The following is a 12,281-nucleotide window of genomic DNA, read 5'->3' as shown; positions in this document are numbered from 1 at the left end:
CTTGCCGTCCATCCCTGCCTTTCGCCAAGGTCCGCGCCCGTGAACCAAGCCGCCCCCGCCCGTCGCCTGTCCTTCCTGGACCGCTTTCTGACCCTGTGGATTTTCGCCGCCATGGCGTTGGGCGTGATGCTGGGCAGCCTGTTTGAAGGACTGCCCGCCGCACTCGACCGGCTGTCGGTGGGCACCACCAACGTGCCCATCGCCATCGGCCTGATCCTGATGATGTATCCGCCGCTGGCCAAGGTCCGGTACGAGGAATTGCATCAGGTTTTCGCCGACAAGCGTATCCTGGCCCTGTCGCTGATCCAGAACTGGGTCGTCGGGCCGGTGCTGATGTTCGTGCTGGCCGTCATCTTCCTGTCCGACCAGCCGGATTATATGACCGGCCTGATTCTGATCGGCCTGGCGCGCTGCATCGCCATGGTGCTGGTCTGGAACCAGCTGGCCTGCGGGTCGAACCAGTATGTGGCCGGCCTGGTGGCCTTCAACTCCATCTTCCAGATCCTGTTTTTCAGCCTCTATGCCTGGTTCTTCCTCGGCTTCCTGCCGCCTTTGCTGGGGCTGGAGGGCAGCGTCATTGACGTCTCCTTCTGGACCATTGCGGAGGCGGTGCTGATCTATCTGGGCATCCCCTTCCTGGCCGGGTTCCTGACCCGCAAGGTGCTGATCCGGGCCAAGGGGGAAAGCTGGTACGAAAACCGGTTCCTGCCCCGCATCTCCCCCATCACGCTGGCGGCCCTGCTGTTCACCATTGTCGCCATGTTCAGCCTGAAGGGCGGCGATGTCGTGCGCCTGCCGCTGGACGCGCTTTCCATCGCCGTGCCGCTGACGATCTATTTCTTCATCATGTTCCTGGTCAGCTTCTTCATGGGCCGGCTGATCGACGCTGACTATCCCCGCGCCACCTCGGTCGCCTTCACGGCAGCGGGCAATAATTTCGAACTGGCCATTGCGGTGGCCATCGCGGCCTTCGGCCTGGCCTCACCCGTGGCTTTCGCCGCCGTCATCGGGCCCCTGGTGGAGGTTCCGGTGCTGATCCTGATGGTGCAGCTTGCCCTGTGGCTGGGCCGCCGCTGGTTCCCGGCAACGGCACCGGCCCGGGGGTGATGCATATGAACCGCCTGCGTCCCCTGGCCGACCCGACCCACCTGCCCGCATTCGATCCCGCCTATGCCCATCAGCGCCCCGCCATGGGGCTTGGCCCGCTGGAGCGCAAGCCGCGCATCCTGCTGCTGTACGGATCGCTGCGTGAACGGTCCTTTTCCCGGCTGGCGGTGGAGGAGGCGGCTCGTCTGCTGGAATATTTCGGGGCCGAAACGCGCATCTTCGACCCGTCAGACCTGCCGCTGCCCGATCAGGTGAAGGGCGATGACCATCCAGCGGTGCGGGAATTGCGTGACCATTCCATCTGGTCGGAAGGCCAGGTCTGGTGCAGCCCCGAACGCCACGGCCAGATCACCGGCATCATGAAGGCGCAGATCGACCACCTGCCCCTGGCCATGGGCGGTATCCGCCCGACCCAGGGCCGCACCCTGGCCGTGATGCAGGTATCGGGCGGATCGCAGAGCTTCAATGCAGTCAACACGCTGCGCATCCTGGGCCGCTGGATGCGGATGTTCACCATCCCCAACCAGTCCAGCATCGCCAAGGCCTTCCAGGAATTCGACGAAGCCGGCCGCATGAAGCCGTCGGCCTATTATGACCGCATTGTCGATGTCATGGAGGAACTGGTGCGCTTCACGGTGTTGCTGCGCCCCCATGCCGACCGTCTGGTGGATCGTTATTCCGAAAGGCGGGAGGCTGGAAAGCCCATCGACCCCACCACCGATCTGGCCACATTGGCCGTCACAGGTGGGCAAAGCCGCACCTGACCAACGACCCGCTGCGGCAGGATACCGTCAAGCGATCCGGCGACGCCGCACCTGCACCACCGCCGGGGACATGATCGGCAGTCATGCAATAATGGCGTTCATCGGAACTGATGATCCCATCGACCTTGATGGGTATTCTTTCGATTGATCAGGCAGCCAACAGGCGGGCTGCCCGCTGGAGATGACGGGAATGGCGGACAGGACGCTGGAGGCAGCGGCAGGTGGGGACAGCAAGCCGGTGTCACGGCGGGAACGCCGGCGCAATGACACACGCGACCGTCTGCTGAAGGCGGCGCTGGAGGTCATGGCCCGAAAGGGGCCGGAAGCGACGACGGTACAGGAGATCACCGACGCTGCCGATGTTGGATTCGGTTCCTTCTACAACCACTTCCGCTCCAAGGACGAAATCCACGCCGCGGTGATGGAAGGGTTGCTGGACCATTTCGGCGACGCCGTCGATCGGCGCATCGCTGCTTTGAGCGATCCCGCGGAAATGGTGGCGGCCGCACTCCGGCTGACATTCCGGCAGTTGTCCATGGAACCATCCTGGGCGGATTTCCTGCTGCACCAGCCGATGTCTGTCGATTTGCTTGAACGCGGTCTGGGCCGCCGGTTTTCCCGCGATCTGAAGCGCGGGGCGGAAGATGGTCGCTTTCCCGCCATTGATGGCGACGCCGCCATCCTGGCAACCGGCGGTGCCGCGATCGGGCTGCTGGCAGCGTTACGCGCCGGCCAACTGGGGGACGCCGCGCCTGAACAGGTCGCCCTGATCATGCTGCGCCTTCTGGGCCTGTCGCCCGCAGACGCGGCCGACATTGTCGGGCGTCCGCTGCCCGTGGGCTGATCATTGCAAGGCCTGGCCGGCCACGGCGATGCGCATCAAGGACGGATATGGAGCAGGATCGAATCATCCGGCAGCTGCAGGACAGGCACCGGTCTGCGCGCAATCCCGTCCGCATCCGGCTGTGGCACCCCCAGTGAAATAAGGATAGCCCGGACCAGATCGACCGGATAGGCCGGCTCCACCGTTTCGCTGTGAAGGCGATAGGCCGTTGCCAGCACGGGCCCCGCCACCAGGTCAAAGCCCAGCGACACGGAATCGATGGTGAATCTGCCCTCCCTGATCCCATCGCGCAGATCGCGGGGCAAGTATTCGCTGACCAGATTATTCCCGGAGAGAACGCGCATGCCCCCCCGCGCAACGAAGGCGGAGAGCTGCGGATTGGCGCGAAACACCTCAAAGAACAGTCGGATGCCGGTGCCGATCCGGGCCGCCGGGTCCGTTTCCTCCCGGACCACCGGGTCGACAAGCCGCATCAGCTCGTCCGACAAGGAACTGGAAACGGCGGACAGCAGATCATCGTTGGTTCGGAAATAGTTATAGAACGTGCCCCGTGACACACCGGCTGTGCGGATCAGGTCATCGATGACGCTGGCGTCGATCCCCCGCTCCGCGAAGACCTGCAGCGCCCCCTGTACCAGACGGGCCCGTGTGCGTCCGCGCCGCTGTGCCCCCACCCGTGGCCGATGATCCGTCTCAACCATATCCCCACATCCGGTCAGTCCTTGCGCCCGCACCATACCACAGAAAGGTCGGTCCGCTGGAATTATCAAAATGCCGATTGTGTCATTTTGACAGTTATGTCATCTTGACAAAGAAACATAGCTGGACACACCGTTTGTCCGCAACAAAGTCACCCTGGGGAGGGACAGCATGGCCGACCGGGACATGGCGTCGTGCATTTTTGAGACCTGGCCGGAAAGCCGCCTGCCCGCGGGTGTCCAAAGGCTTCAGCGTCCCGCCACCGTGGCCCGGGCCACGGGTCTGGCATTCCTGCGTTTCCAGGTGCCGAACCTGGAACGGACCGCGAGGTTCCTGACCGATTTCGGGATGAGCCCGGTCACCGACAGGGTCGATCGGATCGTGATGCGGGGGGCGGGAACAGCGCCCTGTCTTTATGTCGCAGACCGGGGAGACCGCCCGCGATTTGTGGGGGCCGCCTATACCGTCGGGGCCGACACCGATTTTGGGCGACTGACGGCGCAAGCCGGCGGCCGCCGGCTGGGGTCGGCCGAGATTCCGGGCGGTGGCGAGGGGGTGGCCCTGGTCGATCCCGCCGGGTTCGGGGTCTGGCTGATCCGCGATTGGGCCGACATTCCCGAACTGCCGAGCCGGCCGCCCGTGCCGCAGCCGATGAACATGCCCGACCATCGCCCGCGGGTGAATGCCGGCATCCGGCCGGCCATGCCGGCGGCACCGGTGATCCGGCTGGGCCATATGGTGTTGCAGGTCACGGACTTCCCCACCATGGCCGCCTGGTACATGCGCCATCTGGGCCTGATCCCCAGCGATGTCCAGTACCTGCCTGATGGCAGCACGGCCCTGACCTTCTTCCGGCTGGATCTGGGAGACGCGCCTGCCGATCACCATACCCTGGTTCTGGTGGGCGGTATCCAGAACGAATTCGAGCACAGCGCCTACGAGATGATCGACCTGGACGCGATCGGCCAGCGCCAGCAGCAATTGCTGGCGGGGCGGCACCGGCACATGTGGGGGATCGGCCGGCATGTGCTGGGCAGCCAGTTGTTCAATTACTGGCGGGATCCGGATGGTTTCCAGTTCGAACATTATACCGATGGCGATGTCTTTACCGCCGATTACGAGCCCCGCTATTCCCCGTTCACGGCCGGCAGCATCTGGGCCTGGGGCCAGGATGCGCCGGCCGGCATGCGCGGAAAGCCCTCGCTGCCCATGGTCTGGCGTCTGCTGACAGCCGTACTCAGCGGCCGGGTGTCGCCGGCACGCCTGAAGCAGATGGGCAAGGCCCTCTCCCAGCCCGCGCGTCCCTGGCTGTAACACCGGCGCCGCTGCGCCGCATTCCCCGAGGAACCTTCAACATGAGCCTTGCCGTCGTTCGATACGAACGCGCCGGCCGCGTATTCTGGGGTGCCCTGTTCGGCACCCGCATCGCGGAACTGAGCGCCGAATTCACCAGCACGGGGGACCTGCTGCGCCATGGCCAGCCCGCCCTGCGGTCGCTGCGTCCCGACGCGGCGTCCATCGCACTGTCGGCGGTTCGCCTGCTGTCGCCGATAACGGCCAACCAGCAGGTCATCTGCCAGGGCATCAATTATGAAAGCCATGTCCGCGAGTCCGGACTGGACCCGGCCAAGATCCCTTTCAACCTGTTCTTCCGCAAGGCCAGTTCCAGCCTGTGCGGGGCAAACGACCCGGTTATCCGTCCGGCCCATGTCCGCCTGCTGGATTACGAGGTGGAGTTGGGGCTGGTGGTTGGCCGGGATGTTGACGGACCGGTCGACCCCGGTCCCGACCGGCTGTCCGACATCCTGGCCGGCATCACCATCCATAACGACATTTCCGCACGCGACGTGCAGTTGCCGCAGGGCCAGTTCTACAAGGGCAAGAGCTATCGCAGTTTCGGTCCCACCGGTCCTGTCCTGCTGCTTCTGGACCCGCAGGAATGGCGTCGCTGGCCGGAGCTGCGTCTGCGCCTCAGCGTGAACGGGGAGATCCGGCAGGACGCCCTGGCGGGCGAGATGCTGCACCGCCCCCACCGGACCCTGGCAGAGCTGTCCGGCCTTCAGGACCTGCAGGCTGGCGACCTGATCGCCACCGGCACGCCGGCCGGATGCGCCGCCCGGGCACCTGGACGCCTGACCATGTTCATCATGCGGCATTTCGTGTCCGAGGCGACGAAATGGCGACTGTTCATCGGCAAGGGCATGTCCAATCCCCGCTACCTGCGGCCGGGCGACGCGATGCGGCTCAGCATCCGTACCGATGATGGCGGCATCGACCTGGGTGAACAGGTCACCCGCGTTCAAGCATCCTGACCCAAACGCGAAGGAGTTGTCGGGACATGGCAAATAATCTTCCTTCCGCCGTGGATGTCCTGATCTGCGGCTTCGGGCCGGTCGGGGCGACATTGGCCAATCTTCTGGGCCGTCAGGGGGTACGAACCCTGGTGATCGACAAGGCCACGGAGATCTTCGCGGCACCGCGCGCCATCGCGTTGGACAATGAGGCGCTGCGCATTCTCCAGATGGCGGGGCTGGAGGACGGTGCCTTCGCCACGATCGCCATTCCACGGGTGCGCATGCACTCCCCCTTGTACGGAATGTTCGCCTGCGCCCAGACCAGCGGCGCCACCGACGGCCACCCCAATCTCGTCACCTTCTTCCAGCCGGAACTAGAACAGGTGTTGCGCAGCCGGCTGGATGACCATCCCTTCGTCACCACCGCCACCGGGATGGAGCTGCTGGACTTCTGCCGTGAGGGCGGCGGGGTGCTGGTGCGGCTGCGACAGGCGGATGGCGGCGAGCCGTTCACAGTCAGGACCCGTTTCCTGGTCGGGGCCGATGGTGCCGGATCAACCGTACGGCACCAGCTGGCGATCCCGTTCGACGGTGAAACCTTCGTCCAGGATTGGCTGGTGGTCGACGCCAAAGGGGTGCCGACACCCATCGATGATGTGGAATTCCTGTGCAATCCGCGGCGGCCCGGCCCGCGCATGGTCGCACCCGGGGACCGCCAGCGTTGGGAATTCATGCTGAGGCCGGGGGAAACGCGGGCGGAGATGGAAGATCCTGCCATGGTCCGCCGGCTGCTGCGACCCTGGGTCGGCGATACCGGGGTGGAGATCGAGCGCACCGCCGTCTATCGCTTCCACGCCCGCATCGCGCAGCGGTTCAGCGCCGGGCCGGTCTTCCTGGTTGGCGACGCCGCCCACATCACCCCGCCCTTTGCCGGGCAGGGGCTGGTGGCCGGACTGCGCGACGTCGCCAATCTGGCCTGGAAGCTGGCCTGGGTGCTGAAGGGTCGGGCAGCACCAGCCATTCTGGACAGCTATGATCAGGAACGGCGGCCGCATGCCCGAAGCATCATCAATCTGGCCCGACTGATGGGCCGGCTGATCATGCCGCAAAGCCATGCGGTAGCCCTGCTGCTGCACGGGGCCGTGCTGCTGTTCCGGCAGATTCCAGGGCTGCGGCGCTATATCGACAAGCTGGAAATCAAACCGCCCCATCATTTCAAACAGGGTCTGTTCCTGAACGGGCGCGCCCCTTCCCCGCTGACATGCGGCTGGCTGCTGCCGCAAGGCTGGGTGCGCCCGGTCGGCGGCGGCCAGGTTGTCGCCGGGGATGAGGCGCTGGGCCAGGATATGCTGCTGCTGGGCCTTGGTGTGGACCCGGCCTCGGCCCTGACACCGGATCAGACACGCCGCTGGGCCGCCTTTGGTGGCAAGACGGCCCGGTTCATGGCGCGTGGCGGCGGCATGGCCATGCCCGGCGCCTGGGAAGATGTCTCCGGCACGCTGGTTCCCGGCCCTGCCGCTGGCTGGGTGGCGATCGTGCGTCCCGATCGCACCATCGCCGCCGCAGGCCCGCTGGAAAGGGCGGGCGACATGGTGGAAGAGGTGCTGGGCCTGTGCGGGGCACCATCCACGACACCGATGGCGGCGGGATCGGCACAGGCGGCGGCCTGATCGGTAACGGTACGGCCGCCGTCGCAGTCCGGGCCGACAGGACCTTCTTGATTGTCAAAAAGGACACCAACGGACCGGCCCGCCGCCGGCCCGAACGGGGCTCCGCGTTCAAAAATCACCATACAAACAGGGGGATAAAATGACGTCCAAGGGAGGACTCTGCCTGCGCTCGACCACCTGCCTGGTGGCCGGCACCATGATGATGATCCCGGCGTTGTCGGCCATCGCCGCGGAAGCCGACCAGCCGATGCTGGAGGAAGTGATCGTCACGGCGCGCAAACGGTCCGAAAAGCTGCTGGACATACCGGCATCGGTAGGGGCCGTGACCATGGAAACCATGGCCGAGGCGGGTGTGAAGAATATGGGCGACCTGCAATTCAAGGTCGCCAATTTCACCATGGCGGAAAGCCCCATCGGCACCTCCATCGGCATCCGCGGCATCTATTCCGGTATCAACCAGGGTTTCGAACAGTCGGTGGGCACCTATATTGATGGACTGTCCTATGGCCGCGCCCAGCAGGCGCGCGCGCCATTTCTGGATGTGGAAAGGGTGGAGGTCCTGCGGGGGCCGCAATCCATTCTGTTCGGCAAGAGCGCCATCGCCGGCGCGCTGAACATCACCACGGCACAGCCGCAATCGACCATGGGCGGCTATGCGCGCCTGGCCTATGAACCGGATACAGACGGGTTCGAAGCCACTTCCGCGGTCACCGGCCCCATTACCGACAAGGTGCGCCTGCGCGTGGCCGGTCGATACAACCGCACCGACGGCTATATGCGCAACGCGACGCTGGACCGGCCCGAAGTGCAGCGGGAGGATTGGCAGGTCCGCGGCACCCTGGCCGCCGATATCGGGGAGCGGCTGACACTGACGCTCAAGGCCGAAACCGGTCGGTTCGACGCCACGGGCCGGGAGACGGAGATCATTGGCGAGACACCCGCCCTGTTGCCGTCAGCCAATCCGCTGTCGACCTTCGTCAATGGTCTGACCTATGCACAGATCCTGTCAGGTGGGGGTGCTGTTCCCGTCAACGCCCGCATCGCAGCCGTCAATGCCGCCACCGGCATGCAGCTGCTGTCCCTGCCCGCCGCTGGCAGTGCGACACTGGACAATGTTCGCAATGATACCCGTTCCGCCAATGGCGACAGCAGCAGCAACGATGCCCAGACCTATCTGCTGCGTGCCGACTGGGATGCGGGCTTTGCCACCCTGACGGCGATCAGCGGGGTGACCCGCTTCAGCTATGACGAGGAATGCGACTGCGATTTCACCGGCGCGCCCCTGCTGGACGCGCCACAGGCGGAGACCTACCGGCAGTTCAGTCAGGAAGTCCGGCTGGTCTCCAACGGCGGTGGCGATCTGGATTACATTGCCGGCGGCTATTTCCAGCATTCCAGCGACGATTATCGCAGCAGCGTCCGCATCACCGGCAGTTCGCCCCTGGTCCCGCTTGTCTACAACCAGGGTTATGGTGCGGCGTTCGAGGCGGCGGCGGCGGGGTGGCTGGCAGCCCACCCCGGGGATGCCGCCGGGGCCGTGGCGGCGGGCCGGGCGGCCGGGACCGCTGGGGGCGGGGCCGGCCTGGCCCTGGCCGGAACACAATCGACCAGTCAGGCCCGCGTAACAGCCGATCAATGGTCGCTGTTCAGTCAGGCCACCTGGCACGCCACCGACAGCCTGCGCGCAACCTTCGGTGCCCGGTTGAACCGTGAAACGAAGGATGGGGAGCGGTCCAGCCGGATCACGGACGACCATGGCGCGCCGCTGACCGGTCAGCAGGCATTGCTGGCCCCGCTGGCCTATGCCGGACTGCTGGGCATCACGACGGAAAACCTTCTGGCTGTGTCGCGGTCCGGCGTGCCGGGCGTGGCTGATGCCGCAACTCAGGCCCTGGCCCGCCTGGGCGCACTGCCCGTCACCGGCAGCCTGTCCAAAACCCGCCTCACGCCGTCGGTCAGCCTGCAATATAATCTGACCCCCGATGACATGGTCTATGTTTCCTGGGTGATGGGGGCCAAGTCGGGTGGCTTCGATTATCGCGCCAACAATCGCGGCGCGGCCGCAAGCATGGCCCAGTCGTTCCGTTTCGAGGAGGAGAAGGCGCGCACCTGGGAGGCGGGGCTGAAATCCCGCCTGTGGAACGGACGGGCCGAGGTCAATCTGGGCGCCTTCCATACGGATTACGAGGATCTGCAGGTCTCGATCTTCGACGGGCTGCTGGGCTTCAATGTCGGCAATGCGGCGGCGGCAACGGTCAAGGGCGTAGAGATGGACGGGCGCGTCGCCCTGGGCGGCGGATTGTCCGCCCATGGTTCCTTCGCCTGGACCGATTTCCGTTTCGACAGCTTTCCCAACGGCCAATGCTATCCCGGACAGGCCCCCACGGGGCCGGCCGCCGATCGCGGCTTTTGCAGCTATGCGGGCAAGACCAACCAGTTCGTCCCCGATTATTCCGGCTCCGTCGGCCTGTCCTATCTGCGCGACATCGGCTCTTCCCTGGTGTTGAGCGGATCGGCCGACCTGTTCTTTACCGGCCGCTACCATACCTCTCCGGCGCTCGACCCCAGCCTGATCCAGCCCGCCTATGCCCGGCTGGATCTGCGCCTGGGTCTGGCGGACGCGGATGATAGCTGGGAAGGTGCGGTGCTGGTCCGGAACGTGACGAACCAGCGCCCGATGACCTTCGCCGACACCACGCCGCTCAGCTACGGCGTGTTCGGCGCCCGCAGCGCCTTCGCCTATTTCGCGCAGGGGCGCAGCGTGACCGTGCAGGCCAAGGTCAATTTCTAGCCTGCGATCGTCCGTACCGGCCTCGGTCCGGGCGCGATCACGCGACAAGGCAAAACAAAAAAGGCCATCTGGTGCTGCTGTCAGCATCAGATGGCCTTTTGACCGTCACCCGTCAGCGGGCATCCACCGTCACGGTCAGGGGCAGGTTGCCCAAGGCAGCCCGGACAGCGGTCAGTGCGGCCTGCGGGCAGGAAACGGTGACGTTGTAACGCCCATTGGCCTCCGCCACGGCAATGACCTCGCCTTCCAGGTTTTCCCAGGCCAGCGTCCGTTCCACCATCCGGCGCGCAAGATCAAGGCGCAGCGATGGTTTGTGGATCTTGCCGACGGGCGTGACCGGCATGGTGTCGATGATCTCGATCCGCACGGGGCAGGCGGCCCGCTCGGGGATGCCGACACGGGCGAAGGCCAGCATCTCCTCCGGGTCCAGCGCCACACCCGGGCGGGGGACGACATAGGCAACCGGCAGTTCACCCGCATAAGTATCAGGCTGGCCGATGGCAGCCGTCAGCGCGACACCGGGATGGGCCGCCAGCCCCTCTTCAATCACCTGGGGATCGATATTATGCCCGCCGCGGATGATCAGATCCTTGGACCGTCCGGTCAGCCACAGATAGCCATCCGCATCCAGGCGGCCCAGGTCGCCGGTGTCGAACCAGCCGCCCGCGTACCAGCATCCCTCATTATCGCTTGGGTCCAGATATCCCGGGAACAGATTGGGGCCGCGGATGACAACCCGGCCGGCCTCACCGGCCGCGCAGTCGGTCAGGCTGCCATCCGCATTCAGCCGGACGCAGCGGACCTCCTGATAGGGCAGGCGCAAACCCACGGAGCCCGGCCGCCGCTCACCATGGCGGGGATTGACGGAGGTGACGCAAGTGCCCTCCGTCTGTCCATACCCTTCCCGGATCACGATGCCGGTGGTTTCTTCGAAGCGTTGAAACAGTTCCAGTGGCAAGGGTGCCGCCCCGCATATCACCTCCCGAAGGGTCGATGCGGCAGCGGGATCGCGCGGCTGGTCCAGCAATGCCGCCAGCACCGTCGGCACGGCGCTGAACGTGGTGGCACCGACATTGGCGGCGATGGTCCAGAAATTTCCGATCACGGCCTTGTCGCGATAACCGCTGGCGGTCAGCAGCACAACGTGGCCACCACCCGAAAAGGCCGACAGGCCGGTGACGATCACGGCATTCACATGGAACAGGGGCAGCCCGGACAGGATGACGTCGCTGGTGCCAAGCTGGCTCTGCTCGGCAAGCACGCGGGCCTGGAAGCTCTGGTTGCGATGGGTCTGGATGGCCACCTTCGGGGCCCCGGTGGTGCCGCCGGTCATGAAGCAGGCTGCGGGGTCATCGGGACGGATTTGCCGCCCGCTGACCAGCCTGTCCGCCGGTTCAGCCGCCAGCAGCGCATGGAAATCGTAACAGGCCGGTGCCGTGGCATCGGCATCACCCGGGCCCCCCACCGCCACCAGGGCCCGCAATCCCGGAACAAGGGCAGCGACCTGCTGCGCCTTCTCCCACAATTGCGGCGACAGGGCGGGGCCGGCGGTGACCAGAATGCGGGCCCCGATCCGGTTCAGAAGGCCGGCGATCTGTGGCGGTTCCAGCAACGGGTTGACGGGTGCCGCCATGCCGGCGGCTTCAGCGCCCCAGATGGTCAGATGCGTCTCGATCAGGTTGGGCAGCAGAACGGCGACCGGCGCCTCCAGATGCGCGCCCAACCTGGAAAAGGCATTGGCGGCCTGGGTGACGCGGGCGAAAAGCTGACGATAGCTCAGGTCGACCGCAGGTGCTGCATCCTGGGCGCGGGCCAGGAAACCAAGGGCAGGCCGATCACCATATCGATCCGCAGCGTCGCCCAGAAGACCATAGGTCGTCCAGTCCGTGGCCAAGGAAACCCAAGGCGTGGCTTCCAAAGCTTCGATCTCCGCCAATGAGCGGACAGCGCCCCGAACAAGCATGTGCGATTTCCCCGATTCATGATTATTCTGATGAAAATATCATTTATGATATTTTCGTCAACGCCTCTCACGCAAAGCGACGCCGCCTGCCCCCATCCGCGAGACAGGGGCACTGGAAGCGATATCAGCTTTGCAAGTTAACGGCACCG

Annotated in this window: 9 protein-coding genes; 7 read left to right on the top strand and 2 right to left on the bottom strand. The window is 65.4% G+C overall.

Features of this window, described 5'->3' with window-relative positions:
* The first annotated feature begins 39 nt into the window (after positions 1–39).
* The 3 genes from arsB to ACODTW_RS00605 all read left to right on the top strand — a co-directional run bounded on the left by arsB (position 40) and on the right by ACODTW_RS00605 (position 2,715).
* Positions 40–1,107 (top strand): ACR3 family arsenite efflux transporter, encoded by a 1,068-nt coding sequence (gene arsB / locus ACODTW_RS00615; RefSeq protein ID WP_488943925.1) that lies wholly within the window; start codon positions 40–42, stop codon positions 1,105–1,107.
* 5 nt (positions 1,108–1,112) lie between these two features.
* On the top strand, positions 1,113–1,871 hold the full coding sequence (gene arsH, locus ACODTW_RS00610; protein WP_488943924.1) for an arsenical resistance protein ArsH: 759 nt from the start codon (positions 1,113–1,115) through the stop codon (positions 1,869–1,871).
* Between the two features lie 190 nt (positions 1,872–2,061).
* On the top strand, positions 2,062–2,715 hold the full coding sequence (locus ACODTW_RS00605; RefSeq protein WP_488943923.1) for a TetR/AcrR family transcriptional regulator: 654 nt from the start codon (positions 2,062–2,064) through the stop codon (positions 2,713–2,715).
* Positions 2,716–2,750: 35 nt separating this feature from the next.
* Here the strand turns inward: ACODTW_RS00605 and ACODTW_RS00600 are convergent, their stop codons facing one another.
* Positions 2,751–3,416, bottom strand: a complete 666-nt coding sequence (locus tag ACODTW_RS00600; RefSeq protein ID WP_488943922.1) for a TetR/AcrR family transcriptional regulator — start codon at positions 3,414–3,416, stop codon at positions 2,751–2,753.
* A gap of 169 nt (positions 3,417–3,585) precedes the next feature.
* On the opposite strand from ACODTW_RS00600, the gene ACODTW_RS00595 reads away from it, so the two are divergent.
* From ACODTW_RS00595 to ACODTW_RS00580, 4 genes are all read left to right on the top strand, one after another.
* Positions 3,586–4,728: a VOC family protein gene (locus ACODTW_RS00595; protein WP_488943921.1), complete on the top strand. Its 1,143-nt coding sequence runs from the start codon at positions 3,586–3,588 to the stop codon at positions 4,726–4,728.
* 41 nt (positions 4,729–4,769) lie between these two features.
* Positions 4,770–5,726, top strand: coding sequence for a fumarylacetoacetate hydrolase family protein (locus ACODTW_RS00590; RefSeq protein WP_488943920.1), 957 nt, complete (start codon positions 4,770–4,772; stop codon positions 5,724–5,726).
* A 26-nt stretch (positions 5,727–5,752) separates the two neighbouring features.
* Positions 5,753–7,378: a bifunctional 3-(3-hydroxy-phenyl)propionate/3-hydroxycinnamic acid hydroxylase gene (locus ACODTW_RS00585; RefSeq protein WP_488943919.1), complete on the top strand. Its 1,626-nt coding sequence runs from the start codon at positions 5,753–5,755 to the stop codon at positions 7,376–7,378.
* Between the two features lie 139 nt (positions 7,379–7,517).
* Positions 7,518–10,169 (top strand): TonB-dependent receptor, encoded by a 2,652-nt coding sequence (locus ACODTW_RS00580; protein ID WP_488943918.1) that lies wholly within the window; start codon positions 7,518–7,520, stop codon positions 10,167–10,169.
* A gap of 112 nt (positions 10,170–10,281) precedes the next feature.
* On the opposite strand, the gene ACODTW_RS00575 is transcribed toward ACODTW_RS00580, so the two are convergent.
* A complete protein-coding gene (locus tag ACODTW_RS00575; protein WP_488943917.1) occupies positions 10,282–12,132 on the bottom strand; it encodes an acyl-CoA synthetase in 1,851 nt (616 codons plus the stop codon).
* Positions 12,133–12,281 lie beyond the last annotated feature (149 nt).

Source organism: Niveispirillum sp. FG148 (genome assembly GCF_057809655.1).
Note: the sequence above shows the minus strand (reverse complement) of the source record. Positions and strands in the feature narration are given on the sequence as shown.

Coding starts and splice junctions, on each gene's coding strand:
- ACODTW_RS00590 (WP_488943920.1), top strand. CDS start 4,770: ATGAGCCTTGCCGTCGTTCGATACGAACGCGCCGGCCGCGTATTCTGG.
- ACODTW_RS00580 (WP_488943918.1), top strand. CDS start 7,518: ATGACGTCCAAGGGAGGACTCTGCCTGCGCTCGACCACCTGCCTGGTG.
- arsH (WP_488943924.1), top strand. CDS start 1,113: ATGAACCGCCTGCGTCCCCTGGCCGACCCGACCCACCTGCCCGCATTC.
- ACODTW_RS00605 (WP_488943923.1), top strand. CDS start 2,062: ATGGCGGACAGGACGCTGGAGGCAGCGGCAGGTGGGGACAGCAAGCCG.
- ACODTW_RS00585 (WP_488943919.1), top strand. CDS start 5,753: ATGGCAAATAATCTTCCTTCCGCCGTGGATGTCCTGATCTGCGGCTTC.
- ACODTW_RS00600 (WP_488943922.1), bottom strand. CDS start 3,416: ATGGTTGAGACGGATCATCGGCCACGGGTGGGGGCACAGCGGCGCGGA.
- ACODTW_RS00595 (WP_488943921.1), top strand. CDS start 3,586: ATGGCCGACCGGGACATGGCGTCGTGCATTTTTGAGACCTGGCCGGAA.
- ACODTW_RS00575 (WP_488943917.1), bottom strand. CDS start 12,132: ATGCTTGTTCGGGGCGCTGTCCGCTCATTGGCGGAGATCGAAGCTTTG.